Origin of the sequence: Nitratireductor kimnyeongensis, assembly GCF_019891395.1 — a bacterium.
Taxonomy (GTDB): Bacteria; Pseudomonadota; Alphaproteobacteria; order Rhizobiales; family Rhizobiaceae; genus Nitratireductor; species Nitratireductor kimnyeongensis.
Map to the genome: position 1 here is coordinate 3,179,025 of NZ_CP078143.1, position 16,086 is coordinate 3,195,110.

General features: G+C 58.7%; 18 protein-coding genes. 9 read left to right on the top strand and 9 right to left on the bottom strand.

Annotation, left to right across the window (positions count from 1 at the left end):
* Nucleotides 1–126 precede the first annotated feature (126 nt).
* The 6 genes from KW403_RS15070 to KW403_RS15095 all read right to left on the bottom strand — a co-directional run bounded on the left by KW403_RS15070 (nucleotide 127) and on the right by KW403_RS15095 (nucleotide 3,886).
* On the bottom strand, nucleotides 127–756 hold the full coding sequence (locus KW403_RS15070) for a YfbR-like 5'-deoxynucleotidase (RefSeq protein ID WP_223022591.1): 630 nt from the start codon (nucleotides 754–756) through the stop codon (nucleotides 127–129).
* Nucleotides 756–1,613, bottom strand: coding sequence for a CAF17-like 4Fe-4S cluster assembly/insertion protein YgfZ (ygfZ, locus tag KW403_RS15075; RefSeq protein ID WP_223020264.1), 858 nt, complete (start codon nucleotides 1,611–1,613; stop codon nucleotides 756–758). Before ygfZ ends, KW403_RS15070 begins: the two co-directional genes overlap by 1 nt.
* An 84-nt stretch (nucleotides 1,614–1,697) precedes the next feature.
* The gene (locus KW403_RS15080; RefSeq protein ID WP_223020265.1) at nucleotides 1,698–2,114 is read right to left on the bottom strand and encodes a hypothetical protein; all 417 of its coding nucleotides are present in this window, start codon (nucleotides 2,112–2,114) and stop codon (nucleotides 1,698–1,700) included.
* Between the two features lie 61 nt (nucleotides 2,115–2,175).
* Nucleotides 2,176–2,979 carry a hypothetical protein gene (locus tag KW403_RS15085; RefSeq protein ID WP_223022592.1) on the bottom strand — a complete coding sequence of 268 codons (804 nt, stop codon included), beginning with the start codon at nucleotides 2,977–2,979 and terminating at the stop codon, nucleotides 2,176–2,178.
* A 9-nt stretch (nucleotides 2,980–2,988) separates the two neighbouring features.
* Nucleotides 2,989–3,360, bottom strand: a complete 372-nt coding sequence (locus KW403_RS15090; protein ID WP_223020266.1) for a TIGR02301 family protein — start codon at nucleotides 3,358–3,360, stop codon at nucleotides 2,989–2,991.
* 118 nt (nucleotides 3,361–3,478) lie between these two features.
* On the bottom strand, nucleotides 3,479–3,886 hold the full coding sequence (locus KW403_RS15095; protein ID WP_223020267.1) for an NUDIX hydrolase: 408 nt from the start codon (nucleotides 3,884–3,886) through the stop codon (nucleotides 3,479–3,481).
* On the opposite strand from KW403_RS15095, the gene KW403_RS15100 reads away from it, so the two are divergent.
* Both KW403_RS15100 and KW403_RS15105 read left to right on the top strand, forming a co-directional pair.
* A complete protein-coding gene (locus KW403_RS15100; protein WP_246637807.1) occupies nucleotides 3,846–4,553 on the top strand; it encodes a DUF2799 domain-containing protein in 708 nt (235 codons plus the stop codon). The genes KW403_RS15095 and KW403_RS15100 overlap by 41 nt on opposite strands.
* 23 nt (nucleotides 4,554–4,576) lie before the next feature.
* Nucleotides 4,577–5,332: an SOS response-associated peptidase gene (locus KW403_RS15105; RefSeq protein ID WP_223020268.1), complete on the top strand. Its 756-nt coding sequence runs from the start codon at nucleotides 4,577–4,579 to the stop codon at nucleotides 5,330–5,332.
* Here KW403_RS15105 and KW403_RS15110 read toward each other — a convergent pair.
* Entirely contained in the window at nucleotides 5,329–6,612 is a 1,284-nt protein-coding gene (locus tag KW403_RS15110; RefSeq protein WP_223020269.1) for an NAD(P)/FAD-dependent oxidoreductase, read from the bottom strand. The genes KW403_RS15105 and KW403_RS15110 overlap by 4 nt on opposite strands.
* A gap of 194 nt (nucleotides 6,613–6,806) precedes the next feature.
* Nucleotides 6,807–6,965 (bottom strand): transcriptional regulator, encoded by a 159-nt coding sequence (locus KW403_RS15115; RefSeq protein ID WP_141686065.1) that lies wholly within the window; start codon nucleotides 6,963–6,965, stop codon nucleotides 6,807–6,809.
* A 448-nt stretch (nucleotides 6,966–7,413) separates the two neighbouring features.
* On the opposite strand from KW403_RS15115, the gene cysS reads away from it, so the two are divergent.
* From cysS to rarD, 6 genes are all read left to right on the top strand, one after another.
* Nucleotides 7,414–8,928: a cysteine--tRNA ligase gene (gene cysS / locus KW403_RS15120; protein WP_223020270.1), complete on the top strand. Its 1,515-nt coding sequence runs from the start codon at nucleotides 7,414–7,416 to the stop codon at nucleotides 8,926–8,928.
* Complete coding sequence (locus KW403_RS15125; protein WP_223020271.1) at nucleotides 8,925–9,308, top strand: VOC family protein; 384 nt, start codon at nucleotides 8,925–8,927, stop codon at nucleotides 9,306–9,308. The genes cysS and KW403_RS15125 overlap by 4 nt, the downstream gene beginning before the upstream one ends.
* A 117-nt stretch (nucleotides 9,309–9,425) precedes the next feature.
* The gene (locus tag KW403_RS15130) at nucleotides 9,426–9,938 is read left to right on the top strand and encodes a GFA family protein (protein WP_223020272.1); all 513 of its coding nucleotides are present in this window, start codon (nucleotides 9,426–9,428) and stop codon (nucleotides 9,936–9,938) included.
* On the top strand, nucleotides 9,931–10,884 hold the full coding sequence (gene pip / locus KW403_RS15135; protein ID WP_223020273.1) for a prolyl aminopeptidase: 954 nt from the start codon (nucleotides 9,931–9,933) through the stop codon (nucleotides 10,882–10,884). The genes KW403_RS15130 and pip overlap by 8 nt, the downstream gene beginning before the upstream one ends.
* On the top strand, nucleotides 10,881–12,512 hold the full coding sequence (gene cimA, locus KW403_RS15140; protein ID WP_223020274.1) for a citramalate synthase: 1,632 nt from the start codon (nucleotides 10,881–10,883) through the stop codon (nucleotides 12,510–12,512). The genes pip and cimA overlap by 4 nt, the downstream gene beginning before the upstream one ends.
* Before the next feature lie 110 nt (nucleotides 12,513–12,622).
* Nucleotides 12,623–13,558 (top strand): EamA family transporter RarD, encoded by a 936-nt coding sequence (gene rarD, locus KW403_RS15145; RefSeq protein WP_223020275.1) that lies wholly within the window; start codon nucleotides 12,623–12,625, stop codon nucleotides 13,556–13,558.
* Between the two features lie 251 nt (nucleotides 13,559–13,809).
* Here rarD and KW403_RS15150 read toward each other — a convergent pair whose 3' ends face one another.
* Nucleotides 13,810–14,421 (bottom strand): LOG family protein, encoded by a 612-nt coding sequence (locus KW403_RS15150; RefSeq protein WP_223020276.1) that lies wholly within the window; start codon nucleotides 14,419–14,421, stop codon nucleotides 13,810–13,812.
* A gap of 110 nt (nucleotides 14,422–14,531) precedes the next feature.
* On the opposite strand from KW403_RS15150, the gene KW403_RS15155 reads away from it, so the two are divergent.
* Complete coding sequence (locus KW403_RS15155; RefSeq protein ID WP_223020277.1) at nucleotides 14,532–16,007, top strand: LysM peptidoglycan-binding domain-containing protein; 1,476 nt, start codon at nucleotides 14,532–14,534, stop codon at nucleotides 16,005–16,007.
* Nucleotides 16,008–16,086 lie beyond the last annotated feature (79 nt).

Genomic DNA, 16,086 nt, shown 5'->3' on the forward strand with positions numbered 1-16,086 from the left:
TCAGTTTGGGTGAAGCGTATAGCAAGTTTATCTTGGTTGAAAAATTATATATATAATATAATTTTAAACCACTGTTATAATTCTGTTTTTATGTGATTGATAAATAAAATAAAGAATTTAAATAACTTATTTGCTTGGAAACTCTCTTCTTGACTCCTCTATTTTCTTAAAGCGCTCGAGGAACGCTGCCTGAGCCAATTTGGGTGGATGAGGCTCAAGCCGTAATTCCTCCGGCGACATACCCCGTGGGCGGCCAAAGAACCTGGAGGCTTCCGCAACGCCGAAGCCCGCCAGTTGGGTCGCCTCAAAGAAGGCTGCGATCTGATCAGCGCGTTTGATGGCTTTTTTCAGCTTGGCTGGCAGATCTGGGGGCAGGGTGAAACGCAGGTGGATGGCGCGTTGCAGTCGCTTTTCGACCGACTTGTAGTCGTCGCCCAATGTGGCCTTAAAGGGTGAAATCATGTCACCGATCACGTATTCGGGAGCGTCATGCAGCAGCGCTGCCATCGCGCATTCGGGTGTGACATCGCGCGTGATCCTGCAAAAGATGTCTTCCACCAGAAGGGAATGCTGAGCGACAGAATAGGCATGGTCGCCCTCCGTTTGCCCGTTCCAACGGGCCACGCGGGCCAGGCCATGCGCGATATCACTGATTTCAATGTCGAGCGGAGACGGGTCCAGAAGGTCAAGACGGCGTCCGGACAGCATTCGCTGCCAAGCGCGGGGAGGCGTGGTTTTGCTGGATGACACCGGCATCAATCCGGCTGCCCTTTCGTCTCCGGGAACGCGAATGTCGCCCACTGCGGTATGCTGAACGTGACAGCGGTGTCATCTGCCACGATTGATACAGCCGTATCCATAGCATCTTTCACCCTGTCGATGCGGACGATGGCCAAAGCCTTGGAGCCGCACACAGTGCCCAGGTTCCCGACGGTTTTCCCATCTGCGCGAATCTCTGTTCCATGCGGCGGCAGATTCGCTGAACCCTTGGCAATCAGTAGCCGACGGCGGGCCGTACCGCGGTGGTGCATCCGAGACACCACCTCCTGCCCAACATAGCACCCCTTTTTCAGTCCGACGCCACCATTCTGGTCGTAGAGAACGTCATGCGGAAACGCCTCACCCAGTACAAAGTCGCTCCCGCTTTCGGCAACGGCATGGGCAATTCTCAATTCGTCCCAGTTCGTCTTGTCCCTGTCGGCATCAGGCAAATCACCATAGTGACGTCGAACGCCCAAATTTGCAGGAAAACGCCTGTCGATCAGCGTTGATTCATTCTCCGAAGAACTGGAATCCGTTTCCCATGAAACTGCGATTGTTGTTTGATTTATATCAGAAATATCGACCTGTGCACGAAGCTTGTAGAGTGTGAGCCGCTTAACCAGTTCCGCGGCAATATCCGCTCGACATTCAATGCGGAAAGTTTCGAGATCGGCGCGCGAAATAAGGAAATCGAACAGGATCTTGCCCTGCGGCGTAAGCAGGGCACTTGGGCGGCATTCGCCATCCTGCAGTGCGGAGAGATCCGTGGTTATCACATTCTGCAGGAATGGTACGGCTTCAGGACCCTTCAAATGAAAGAGGGCACGTTCAATAAGATGGCAGGTCGGCATGGCTGATCCGGCAAGGTGAAGAGCTCGTCCACCTCTAGCTAGGATGCTTTGTTGCTCACGACAACCCGGTAAACGTAAACGGGCTCAGCGCCCAGCCTTATCCCTCAGACGCGCTGCTGCTTCAGCGAGGGCCTTCGCGCTTCTAGCGCTCAGTCCGCCGCTTTCATAATCAAGACGAAGCGCCTCCTCGATCTGCTCGGCAATGCGATCGAGAGACGGCGTATCGTTTGCTTGGCTTCGATGATCGAACAGGTTGATCCAGTGATCCGTCTCCCTGCCAAAGCGCATGAGACGGTCGAAATAAATCTCGGCACTGCCATCGCGCGAAACAAGACCGAGCAAGCCAGCTGCAATCGAAAGAGGGCTCATCACCACATCGCGTATGCCGTCAGCCATGAGCTTGACCTGGAAGAGAATGACACGTCGGACCAGACGTCCACGCCGTCCTCGGCTCGGTGATGATGCCGCAATACCGCTACGTGAGTGCGCTATCCCCTCCATGGCGAACCTCCCTGAAGCTTCAGCGGATATGGGGGTGACACCGGAGATTGCAAGAATGAACTCAGTCTCCGGCGACGAAAAACGTCCAGTGCCCCTCCGGCGTGATGCCGACGCGGTAGAAAATATAGGCGCCGAAGCTTTTCATGTCTTCATAATCTCCGGCGGTAACCAGCGTGAACAGTTCAACCCTTTGTCTTTTGTCGAGCGTTTCGAGCGGGATAGCGAAAAAGTATGGCCAGACATACATTTCCTGCGGTGTGCTTGCGTCGAGATGCACATATCCGGCCAACAGCACCTCCAGAAGAATAGCTAGAATCTCCTGGCCTTCTTCATCTCCGGAAAGTTCGATAAGAAATTCGAGCGGATCGCCATCGAGACCGCCGAGCGAGAGCCGTGTCGCGCTGTCGCCGCTACCGATCAGCGGGCGCAGATTCTCAATGTCACCGCTTTTCGCGGCTTCTACGATGAGCCCATGCATGCGGCGAACAGGTTCTGGCAACTCTTCTAGATCGTAATGGACCTCTGGAAGCTCCTTCCCAATCTGGGTGTCGGGGCGCACGAGATCGCGCGTCGGCGTATCTTCAGGCGGGGAGGCTCCCTCCGCGGGTTCAGAGTTCTCCGGTGAGGGCGTGTCAGATTGGGGGAAGCGAATAGGAGGCGGCAGCGGCACACGCTCGATATTGTCGGATTCGGTCTGGCTCTCTTCTATCGGTTCAGCCTGTTGAAGCTCACTGAGGGCGAATGCAGGGAAGACTGAGGCTCCGTTCACACCAAAGCTTGCCAGACCGGCCAGAAGAATTCTCCGCCAAAATCCAAAGCGTCGCAGAATGCAATGGTGTGCGACGTTCACCTGATCGAAGGTCATTGTCACGTCTCAGTTTCCGTAGCGCTGCACGATCTCGGTGGAAATGCGCGCGCCTTCATTCATGTAGTGGTCAATGGCTGATAGCGCCTGGTCCGTACACTTTTCATATGTCCCTGCGAAGGATCTGTAGCCGCGGTTGAAACTGGCGATCAACTTCTCGCGGCGGGCCGGCGATGGCGCTTCCGTCTCCAACAGCTCCTCCATCTTTCCACGCCACGCCTCCGTCTCTTCTCCACACAGGTTGCGCAGATAATGGATAGAACCGAGCACTTCGGCCAATCTCAAAAGAGGGGATTCATAGCTGGACTCATTGGCCTGCGATGCAGGCGCAACCAGGAGAAGAACTGCCATAAGGCTGCAGAATACGGAACCATTACGCATGCCGTCTTGTCTCCCAGCAGGCGCTGCCTGTCAAACGCCCGCGCGCCCGCGATTGCGGGAAGACCATCACAAAACATTCACGAAAGTGGCGAGATTGAGGGTTAGGCACTCAGCAGCTTCATCCGCCGGGGGAGTGTCGCAGTTCTTCAACAATCGTGCGCGTGCTGTCGGTCAGCGACATAGTAGCGATTTCCTCGGGAGAATACCATCCAGCCTCGCTTGCGTCGTCGCCAGCCATGACGGTGCCGGGCGAGACAGTGGCGCGAAAAACGTTCAGTCGAAAGATTTGCTGATCGACGTCGCCATGCAGGACAAGGTCGCGATAGGGGGTGGCGCTCGTCATCACCAGTCCGGTTTCTTCCAGCAACTCGCGTGCGATCGCCTGTTCTGGTGTCTCTCCGGCTTCCATCCGTCCCCCAGGGAACGCATACAGACCTCTTGCCGGCGCGCGACCGCGCCGCACAAGCAAAACACAACCACCCTGAATGACGGCTGCGGAAACGGCGAGGATTTCCTCCGATTTCATAACCAAAGCTCTTGCATCCTGCCACCCGATCACCAACAGTCCGGCCAAGTTTGTGGCCGAAGAGTTATGGCTGTTGATTTGGCGGGAGGCAATCATGCGCAAAATGCTGAACACAGGTTTGATCGCGGGCCTGGTCTGCATGTTGTCTTTATCGGCATGCGCAACGCTGAACGAAAGCGAATGCGAATCGGTCAGTTGGAGTGACCTGGGACGCAGTGACGGGACGGCAGGGCGGAGCCCCTCTTATGTCCAGCGTCACCGCGAAGCCTGTCAAAAGTACGGTTTGCCGGTGGACGAAAGCGCATGGCGCGCAGGTTGGGAAGACGGCATCCGCCGGTTTTGCACACCAGCCAACGGTTTGAGCGCCGGGCGCGACGGACGTAGCAATGCCAATTCCTGCCCGATGGATGTTGCTCCTGGTTTCGAAAGCGCGTACCGCGTCGGCAAACGTGTTTATGATGCCCGGTCGGAATATGATCGTCTGAAGCGCGAACTCGAACAGCTTTATGACGATTTGGAAGATGCCGCCAAGGGTGAGGATCGCAGCAAGATTCGCAACCGGATTTCACTGAAGGAATCGGATCTGTTCGTTGCTGAGGGGCGCGTGCGCGATGCTGAGCGCCTTTATGACGACTACCTTTATGAGGAAGCTGCACGCCGCTACTGAAGGGCTGGCAGGGAGAGTTCCGTATGTGTGGTCGCTTCGCTCTCACCGATACGCCCGATGCCGTGCAGTCGTTGCTTGCCGTAACGGATTTCGAGCCGTTTCCCCCGCGCTACAACATCGCTCCAACGCAGCCTGTTCTGATGGCCATATCCGGTCCGGCACGGGCGGCAGGCTCCAATTTGCCTTCACGGCAGAGCATGCTTGTCCGCTGGGGGCTTATTCCCTCCTGGGCGAAAAATCCCGACGATTTCTCTCTGTTGTTTAACGCCCGCTCTGAAACGGCTGCGGAAAAAGCATCCTTCCGCACCGCCATGCGGCACCGCCGCACATTAATTCCGGCCAATGGTTTTTATGAATGGCGTCGTGTCGGCTCGAAACGCGCGGAGCCATATTGGATCCGGCCACGCGATGGCGGGCTGATTGCCTTTGCCGGATTGATGGAAAGCTGGTCCGAACCCGGGGGAACCGAAGTTGATACTGGCGCGATCCTGACTACGGAAGCGAACGAGGATTTGCGTGGTATTCACCATCGCATGCCTCTGGTCATCAGGCCGGAGGACTTCGACCGCTGGCTGGACTGCCTCAACCAGGAACCGCGTCACGTGGCTGATCTTCTGACACCGGCCGAGCCAGGTTTTTTCGAGGCGGTGCCCGTGTCGGATCGGGTTAACAAGGTGGCAAATGCCGGCCCGGACCTTCAGGGGCGCGTGGAACGCCACGAGGAAAAAGTTTCCGGCGCGAAAGCCGTGAAAGACAGCGACCAGCTCGACCTGTTTTAAGCGATGGTCCGCAAGAGATGGACTGCCTCGGCACCAAAACGGTACACGCCTTCCCGCAAGGTCTGGAATGATTGACGCGACACGTCGCTGACGGGCAGGGGGAGCTCTTCCTCCGAAATACGGCCCAACATTAGCTCTGCCAGAGCTTTACCGAACACGGTGCCCGGTCCGATGCCGCGGCCATTGTATCCGGAAAAGCCGACCACATTGTCACCGAGGCGATGAAACTTCGGCAGGTGATCTGCGGTCATGCCGATATGTCCGTACCAGCAATGTTCAAACCGGATGCCTTTCAGCTCCGGAAACAGCCGGGCAATCGCACGCTCAGCCCACGCACGGTGCACCGCTTGACCGGTGCCCTTCAGGGCTCCCACGCTGCCGAAAACAAGGCGCCCCTCCCGGTCCCAACGAAATGAGGTCAGAACCTGCTTCGTGTCCCACGCACCTTGCCGCTCCGGCAGAATGTGGTCGCGCACGGTTTGTGGCAGGGGGGGCGTGGAAAAATTGAAATAGGGCAGGTGGACGATCTCCTCACGGATCTGCGGCCAGGGCTTGGTTGTGTAGGCGTTGGTAGCGACAATCACCTTCCGCGCTGTCAGTGTGCCTTTGGGTGTTTCTAGCCACCAGCTGTCGCCGCGCTGCTCGGCGTTCGTCACACGCGAATTGGTGTGAAGCCTCGCACCAGCCTTCGTGGCCGCATGGGCTAGGCCTCTTGCATAGGCCAGCGGCTGGATCGTGCCGGCCCGTTCATCCAGCAATGCGCCCGAAAACGCATCGCTCCCGATCTTCCTCTGCGCTTCTTCACGCTCCAGAAGTCGCACCGGTGCACCACGCGCCTTCCATTGCTTCGAGCGCTCATCAAGTTGCTTGAGACCGCTTGCCCCAACGGCGCAGTGCAGTGTGCCCACGGGCATCGCCTCGCAGTCCATTCCGTGCCGTGTCGCCAGGTCGAAAACGACCCGGGGCGCATCCCCAAGGAGGCTGAGCAGCCGTTCGCCATAGGTTTCGCCGAGAATGCCGGGGAGGTCATCTGGCATGACCCACATGCCCGCATTGACAAGACCCACATTGCGCCCGGAGCCGCCAAAGCCAATCTCGTCAGCTTCGAGCAAAACCGCGTCGGCTCCGGCCTCGGCCAGATGCAGCGCCGCGGAGAGGCCGGTATAGCCGCCGCCGACGATGGCGATCTCTGTCGTCACATCGCCTGTCAGGGCTGTCGTCTGCGGCGAGGCAGGGGCCGTTTTCTCCCACAGGCCGTGGGAATGCGGGTCGTTCCTCATCTGGCGGACTCACTAAAAACTGAAATAGCGCCGACAGATCACACGCCGGTCGAGGCCGATCCAAGCGAAAAATCCGCATGATGTCATGCCGGAACCGCATTCGATGCGCCGCACAACGTCCTCGCCATCGCTGTCGCAATGTCCGGAAACTGTGCTGCCCCTTGCCACCGCTCCGGCAATGCCGGAGCAAAACCTCAGTCGGTCTGTGTGTCGTAAGGGGATTGCTTGGGTGCCGGTGCAGGCTTCTCGGCCTTGCATTGCAGAGCGGCATTGATCGCTGCGGGTCCAACCGCGTGATACTGGCTTAGCAGGAGCTTTTCCTGTTCGGCGGTATACTCTGCTGGCTTGTTCATGTCGCGGGGCATATCAAATCCTTGGTTCCGCGTTGTCGTCCCTTCCGCGCAGATGGGGACCAAATCCGACAAAATCTTGACAGACTGCCCCGTCGGAAGACGCATTCTTAAAATTGCCGCATCAGCCTTAACATTTCCTTCACATTGCCATTTTGCTTGCAATACCTCTTTCGGGGCGCGAAGCCGGGTTTCGGCATGATCCCCAGCCTTTTGGCTTTCAGCTTTTAGTCTTGACGCATTTGCCGCCTGCGGCGATAAGAAAGCCCATGAAAACGCTGTGCACCATTATTGGCATTTGCATTATCGGCTAGCGCCATACCGCTGGTCCGGACGTTTTCGCCCTTCTTTCCCGATGAGAAAAACGCCCAGGCCAGAGGCCGGCGTAAACCGTGCCCGCAATATGCGTGACGCTTGAGCATGGCTGTGGGGTTGAAAACGGAAGGCGAGGATGACGAACGGTTTCAGGGGCCTCAGGGTCTACAACACGCTGACGCGGGCCAAAGAGGACTTCGTCCCCATCGATGAGAAGAACGTCCGCATGTATGTGTGCGGTCCGACGGTCTACGACTTTGCGCATATCGGCAATGCGCGTCCGGCCATCGTTTTCGACGTTCTCTACCGTCTCCTGCGCCATCTCTATGGCGAGGACCACGTCACCTATGTGCGCAACATCACCGACGTTGACGACAAGATCAACGCCCGCGCCCGCCGCGACTATCCCGACCTGCCGCTCAATGAGGCGATCCGCGAGGTCACGCAGAAGACCGCGGATCAGTATCATGCCGACGTTGCCGCCCTAGGTTGCCTGAAGCCGACCATCGAGCCGCGTGCCACCGATTTCGTCCTGCCGCGCGCGGACGGGCTGACGGATATGGCCAGCCTGATTCAATCTCTCATCGATCGCGGCCATGCCTATGAGGCGAAAGGAGAAATCCTTTTCGACACAGCCTCCATGGAGGCCTATGGCGGGCTTTCCAAACGCAGGCTGGAAGACCAGCAGGCAGGCGCCCGTGTGGCGGTGGAAGCGCACAAGAAGAACCCGGCCGATTTCGTTCTCTGGAAGCAGTCCTCGGCAGATGAGCCGGGGTGGGATGCGCGTTTCACCATCCGTGGCGCTGCAATGACCATTCGCGGCCGCCCCGGCTGGCACATCGAGTGCTCGGCCATGTCCGCGGCCTATCTTGGCGAGGAGTTCGACATTCACGGCGGTGGCCTTGACCTGATCTTCCCGCACCACGAAAACGAGATCGCGCAATCCTGCTGCGCCCATGGCCGCGATGTCATGGCGCATTACTGGATGCACAATGGCTTCCTCCAGGTGGAGGGGCGGAAAATGTCCAAATCCGAGGGCAATTTCGTCACCATCCATGAACTGCTCGAAACGGAGAAATTCGGCGGGCGTAAATGGCCGGGCGAGGTTTTGCGTCTTGCAATGCTGATGACGCACTACCGCGAGCCGATCGATTTTTCGGTGCGCAAGCTCGAAGAAGCGGAGGCGGTGCTCGAGAATTGGCGCGAGTTCATGTTCGCGCAGAATCTTTCCTGGCAGGAGGGGAACAGAAATCTCTACGAGAATGAATTGGAAATCCCGGAGGGTTTTCTCAAGGTTCTTTCAGACGACCTCAATACCCCTGCTGCAATTGTTCAGATTCATAAGATGGCGAAGTCGAAGAACATCGAAACTGCACATCAAGTTTACGCTGCTCTGCAGCTTCTGGGCGTAGAGAAATTTGATAGCATGCAGAAATGGGAAGCTTACCAAGAGACCGCGGCACTCAGCGATTATCTGAATGTTGGTATGGTTGAGAAAATGATCGATGAGAGAAGTACCCACCTTCTCGAAAAGAACTTCGCCGAAGCCGACCGCATCCGCGATGAGCTTGCCGCACAGGGCGTCCAGCTCATGGACTACAAGGATACGGAGAGCGGCGAACGCCGCACCAGATGGGAGGTGAAACGGTGATCGACCATATCGGCATCAAGGTTGCGGATTTCGAGCGTGCGAAGGCGTTTTACGACAGGGCGATGGAACCGCTTGGCGCGTCGCTTCTGATGATGGTGCCGCCGGAATACACCGATGGCGTCAAGGTTGGCGGTTATGGCCGCGACCGGCCGGTCTTCTGGCTGACGGAAGGCGCGCCCGCCGGCGAACCGAAACATGTCGCCTTCACGGCCAACACCCGAGAAAAGGTGGACGCCTTTCACAAGGCCGCACTCGAGGCCGGCGGCCGCGACAATGGTGCGCCGGGCCCGCGCCCCCACTACCATGCAGACCACTACGGCGCCTTCGTTTTCGACCCTGACGGCAACAATGTGGAGGCTGTCTGTCACAGGCCGGCCTAGAGCAATTCCAGGAAGAGTGGCTACGGGTTTTCCGTCCGGAACTGCTTAAAAACGATAAGATTGAGCGCTTTTACGCTTCAGGCAAAAGTGAAAGCGCTCTGGGAGAAAGGGCAGGGAATGAGCCTCGACAACAAGCCCGTCTATTCCGGCGGTTGCCAGTGTGGGGCGGTGCGTTTTCATATCGAAGGCGCACTCGGCGAGGCTTCGGTCTGCCATTGCCGCATGTGCCAGAAGGCGAGCGGCAACATTATGCTTCCGTTGGTCTCGGTGCGTGGCGCGAAACTCACCTGGACACGCGCTGAACCCAAGCGCTTCCAGTCGTCCAGCCATGTGCGTCGGGGTTTTTGCCCCGAATGCGGCACGCCCCTTACCTATGAAGCGCCCGACGGGCAGGCGATAACCATCGCCGCCTTCGACCACCCGGAGGAAATCGCGCCGGTGGTGCAGTGGGGCTTGGAGGGGAAGCTCCCCTATACTGACGGCATCGCGGCCCTCCCGGGTTACACCTCCGAGGAAGATGCGGACGCGGTGGAGTTTCTGCGCGACCTGGTCTCCTACCAGCACCCCGATCACGACACGGACGACTGGCCGCTGCCTGAAAACGCACGGAAAGACACTGAGAATGACTGAATTGCGCACGCTTTATCCTGAAATCGAGCCCTTCGCCAGCGGTATGCTGGATGTGGGCGATGGCCATACGGTCTATTGGGAGCGCGTGGGCACCCGTGGCGCAAAACCGGCCGTCTTCCTGCATGGCGGCCCGGGCGGCGGCTGTTCACCCACGCATCGCCGCGTTTTTGATCCGGAAAAATACGACGTGATGCTCTTCGACCAGCGCGGCTGCGGGCGCTCGAAGCCCCATGCGGAGCTGGAGGCAAACACCACCTGGCATCTGGTGGCCGATATCGAACGGCTGCGGACCCTGATGGGTGTTGAAAAGTGGTTGGTCTTCGGCGGCTCCTGGGGCTCTACAATGGCACTCGCCTATGCTGAGACGCACCCAGGGCACGTCAGTGAACTGATCCTGCGCGGTATCTATACGCTCACCCGTGCCGAACTCGATTGGTATTACCAGTTCGGTGTCTCGCAGATGTTCCCGGAAAAGTGGGAGCGGTTCGTTGCCCCGATCCCGGAGGAGGAGCGCAGTGACATGATGTCGGCTTACCGCAAGCGCCTCACCTCGGATGACCGGACGGTTCAGCTCGAGGCGGCAAAGGCGTGGAGCCTGTGGGAGGGCGAGACCATCACGCTTTTGCCGGATCCGGGCCTCACAGAGGATTTTGGCGAAGAGGATTTCGCTATTGCCTTCGCGCGCATCGAAAATCATTTCTTCGTCCATGGCGGCTGGTTCGAGGAAGGCCAGCTTCTGCGCGACGCCCACAAGCTTGCCGGCATTCCCGGCGTCATCGTTCATGGCCGCTACGACATGCCGTGCCCGGCGCACTACGCCTGGCAATTGCACAAGGCGTGGCCGGACGCCGAATTCCACTTGATCGAGGGGGCAGGGCACGCCTTTTCAGAACCGGGCATTCTTGATCGATTGATCCGGGCGACAGACCAGTTTGCAGGCATATGACCATGGCACAGAAAGAACGCATCTACCTGTTTGACACCACGCTGCGCGATGGTCAGCAGACACCGGGCGTCGATTTTTCCGTCGAGGACAAGATCGCCGTGGCAAAGCTGCTCGATGATTTCGGCTTCGACTATGTTGAAGGCGGGTATCCCGGGGCAAACCCCACCGACACGGCCTTCTTTTCGAAGAAGCGGACCGAGAAGGCGGCCTTCGTCGCCTTCGGCATGACCAAGCGCGCCGGTGTCTCGGCCTCCAATGATCCCGGTCTCGCGGCCCTGCTTCATTCGGCCAGCGATGCGATCTGCTTTGTTGCGAAGAGTTGGGACTACCATGTGCGCGTCGCGCTCGGCTGCACCAATGAGGAAAATCTGGAATCGATTACCGCCTCGGTCGAGGCGTCGGTTGCCGCCGGCAAGGAGACGATGGTCGACTGTGAGCATTTCTTCGATGGCTACAAGGCCAATCCGGACTATGCGCTGGCCTGTGCAAAGGCGGCCCATGACGCAGGCAGCCGCTGGGTGGTGCTGTGCGACACCAATGGCGGCACGCAGCCGGCGGAGATCAGGGACATCGTGAGTGCCGTGATTGCAGCCGGCATTCCCGGCGCGCATCTGGGCATTCATGCTCATGACGATACGGGCCAGGCCGTGGCCAATTCGCTTGCCGCCGTCGAGGCAGGCGTGCGCCAGATACAGGGCACGCTCAATGGCATCGGCGAGCGCTGCGGCAATGCCAATCTGGTGACGATCCTGCCCACGCTGGCGCTCAAGACTGCTTATGCGGAACGCTTCACGACCGGCATTCCCGACGAGAAGCTGGCCGACCTTTCGCGTCTTTCCCACGGCTTTGACGAGCTTTTGAACCGCGCGCCGGAGCAGCAGGCGCCCTATGTCGGCGCATCGGCCTTCGCCACCAAGGCCGGCATCCACGCTTCTGCTGTGCTCAAGGAGCCCGAAACATATGAGCATGTAGCGCCGGAAAGCGTGGGCAACACGCGCCGCGTCATGGTTTCCGACCAGGGCGGGAAATCGAACTTCATTGCCGAGCTGAAGCGCCGGGGCATAGCCGTCGACAAGGCCGACCCACGCCTCGATACGCTCATTGCGCTCGTAAAGGAACGTGAGGCTCAAGGCTATGCCTATGAAGGCGCGGATGCGAGCTTCGAGCTCTTGGCGCGCCGAACCCTCGGCCGCGTGCCGGAGTTTTTCAAGGTGGATGGTTTTCGGTGCATGGTGGAGCGTCGCTTCGATGCGAATGGCGAACTGAAAACCGTATCGGAGGCCGTCGTCCGGGTAACGGTGGACGGTGAGACGCTGATGTCGGTCGCGGAAGGCCACGGCCCGGTCAATGCACTCGACATCGCTCTGCGCAAGGACCTTGGAAAATATCAGGCCGAAATTTCTGATCTGGCGTTGGCCGACTACAAGGTGCGTATCCTGAATGGCGGTACCGAGGCGATCACGCGCGTTCTGATCGAATCGTTCGACAGCACGGGGGCTCGCTGGTGGACGGTTGGTGTTTCCAACAACATCATTGATGCGTCGTTCCAGGCATTGATGGATTCCATCGTCTACAAACTGGTCAAGAACCGCGACTGTTCGGCGGAAGCTAAGGAGAACGCCGCCTGATTGAGGCGCGCTGATCGCTGGACCAATAAAATGAAATGGCGCCGATCCAGAGCGGTGTGACAGGGTAATCGAACGCCTGTCGCCCCCGATCGGGCTCTCGTGGAAAGCTCATGTCCGAGATTGCAGACAAGCCGCTCGATGCGGACCGAAACGATGCCATGCGCGGATTTCTCTTTGCATTGTCCGCTTATGGGTTGTGGGGCTTCCTGCCCCTCTACATGAAGCTTGTCTCTCATATTCCGGCCACGGAGGTGGTGGCACACCGTGTTCTCTGGTCTCTTCCGGTAGCCGCTCTCATCCTCTATCTGCTGGGGCGTACCGCCGATATCCGTCAGGCGCTTCGCTCACCACGAACATTGCTCATGGCGGCGCTGACGGCATCGATTATCTCCGTCAATTGGGGTATCTACGTCTGGGCAATCTCTGTGGATCGCGCCGTCGAAACAGCGCTCGGCTATTACATCAACCCGCTGGTCAGCATCGCCCTCGCGGCGCTTTTTCTTGGTGAGCGGCTGAACCGCTATCAGATTGCCGCGGTATGCCTTGCCGGCCTCGCCGTCCTTATCCTGACCACGGATGCGGGCGGTTTGCCCTGGGTGTCCCTCAGTCTGGCGTTCAGCTTTGCCGCCTATGGCATTCTGCGCAAAACCCTGCCGATTGGCCCAAGTCAGGGTTTTTTTCTCGAGGTGTTGATCCTCGCTCTGCCGGCTCTCGGCTATCTCATATGGCTGGGTGCAAAGGGTGGGGCGCACTTTACGCTGTCCAGCCCGGGCGACATCGCATTGCTGATCGGTTGTGGGCCGGTCACGGCCATCCCGCTTATCCTGTTTGCCATGGGCGCCAAGCTTCTGCGCTATTCAACAATCGGCATCATGCAGTACACCGCGCCGACCATGATCTTCCTGATCGCCGTGTTTGTTTTCAAGGAGCCTTTCGGCGGCGTCAAGGCGGTGGCGTTCGCTCTGATCTGGGCTGCTCTTGCCCTCTACAGCTGGTCAATGTTGCGGGATGCGCGCCGCGCAAAAAATAGCCGCCCCAAAAGCTAAATGAGGGGCGGCGAAAAAAGCCCGTGATGTCTGGAAGGGGTGCGGCGGACATCGACGGGTCAGGGACGGCTGCGCGGAGCAAGCGGAACCGGGAACACAAAAACACAGTCTGGCCCGGCGGCGGTTGGATAGGGATGCACACAAGCCCTACACCGCGCCGTGAGAGCCAAGCAGTCCAGTGTTACAGAGGGACGGCGTTTGCGTAACACCACGATGACAATCCCGCGCGGATGCGTGAAAGCTGTGGACAATTAAAGCCGGTCAATGACCGCCTGATCCTCACCATTGGTAGAGGCGCGTTCAGCGGCCGCCGTGAGAATCGCGGGGACAATGTCCTGAGCTTGATCCACCACAATGGGACGGACACGGTGATCGGAATGCACAAAGCCTTCCTGCTTCATGTGATCGATCAGTGTCAGGAGTGGATTCCAGAACCCGCCTATATTGGCAAAGACCATGGGCTTGTCGTGTCGGGCAAGCTGGGCCCAGGTCATGATCTCGACAATTTCTTCCAGCGTCCCGATTCCGCCCGGCAGCGCGACAAATGCGTCTGATCGTTCAAACATGGTGTGCTTGCGCTGGTGCATGTCGTCGGTGACGATCAGTTCATCCAGCTCAGCCAGATCGACCTCGTTGGCCTCCCGGCGGATAAGGAATTTGGGTATAATGCCGGTAACTTTTCCTCCAGCGTTCAGGGTGCCTCGGGCAACGGCGCCCATAATGCCCTTGGTTCCCGCGCCATAGACAAGCCGAAGGCGCGCCTCCGCCAAGCCGCGCCCCAGCGCAAGCCCCGCCTGAAAATACCGTTCATCGCGCCCATTGCTTGACCCGCAATAAACGCAAACCGACTCAATTTTGCTCATGCAATCATTGCTCATCCGCGCCACCGTCGCGGTCAAGAGGGCGATGGCTTTTTCTTGTCGCTTACGCGAAAAAGCGTTACAGCGTTTCACAAAGGGACTATCGTGGGTTTATGGGCTTGACACCTTTAAAGGGGCTTCTTTTTCTCTCCGGCGCTGTCGTGGCGGGTCTCGGGGCCGCATATGTCATGGGTGCCTTCGAAACACGGGCGCCGCAATCGACCGTGTCATCGTCGCCGTCTCCTGAGACGGACGCATCTTCGACCGCGGCGAAAAAAGATGAAGCGGATGCAGGTGCCAGCACAAAGGAAGCGCGCCTGGACGGGCCAGATGGGGACACAGACAGCACGGCTTCTGAAACCCTGAAATCCGCTCAGGAGATTGAACCGCCAACGTTCGACATTGTTCGGGTTGAGCCGAACGGATCGTTGGTGATTGCCGGCAAGGCTGCGCCCAATGCTCGAGTGGAGATCATAAATGGCGCGACTGTTCTCGGAACGACGACGAGCGGGCCTTCCGGCGATTTCGCGGCCGTACTTGATGAGCCGCTCGAGCCGGGAGACTACCAGATCGTTTTGCGGGCGACTACGCAGGAAAACCTTGCTGCCACATCCGTAGAAACGGCTATCGTCACGGTGCCCGACAGTGAAACGGGGCAGGTTCTCGCCCTTGTCGATCAACCGGGGGCGCCCAGCCGCCTGATCACTGTTCCTGAAGCCAAAGCTTCTGGAGAGCGTGAGGCGCAGATCGAGACGGAAGATTCCTCCGACGCCGAGCCCACATCTCAGAAGCAAGCGGTTGCGGAAGCAACGCCGCAAGGCGATCCGGTATCGACGAAGCCACAATCTGCGGAGCCGAAGCCGGATGAGGCCGTGCAGGCACTCGAGCAGACCGCGCCGCCAGCGGCAAGCCCGGAAACTCCCTTCATTGAAGCGGTCGAGATCGATGGGCGCCAGGTCTTCGTCGCCGGTGCGGCTCGACCCGGCAGCAAAATCCGCGTTTATGCGAACCAGATTCTCCTGGGTGAAACAGTCACCACACCCAACGGACGGTTTCTGATCGAAGCGACCCGTGAACTCCCCATCGGCGATTACATTGTGCGCGCCGACATGCTGTCGGAAGATGGCCGTAGCGTGGTTGCCAGGGCGGCCGTGCCGTTTACCCGGGCAGAGGGCGAGCAGGTCGCAGCTGTGGCTGCTCCCAATTCCGGTTCGGATGTGCGCAACGATGTATCCGATGAACGAGATGCTTCTTCGCAGTCGACCGAGGCCCCCCAAGCCGGCGAAAGAGAGATGACAGCGCCCGAGCCTGCCGCTTCCGGGTCAGGGACGACGGCACCAAAACTCGCGCCGGTGGATGGCTCTGTTATCATTCGGCGCGGCGATACACTCTGGCATATTTCTCGGCGCGTCTATGGTCGCGGCATTCGCTACACCACCCTCTACCTCGCGAACCAGGATCAGATCGAGGACCCTGATCGCATCTGGCCGGGACAGGTTTTTGCCGTGCCCGAGAGCACTGAAGAGGGCGAGGCGGCTGACATGAATGCCATTGAGGATCAGACGGTCGATCCGGAAAACGCAAACTAGCAGGAAATAAAATCTCTGCAGCTCTTGAAAGCGTTGAACCTTTCATCGTATATCGCCGATGAACGATGAAAGGTTTCCG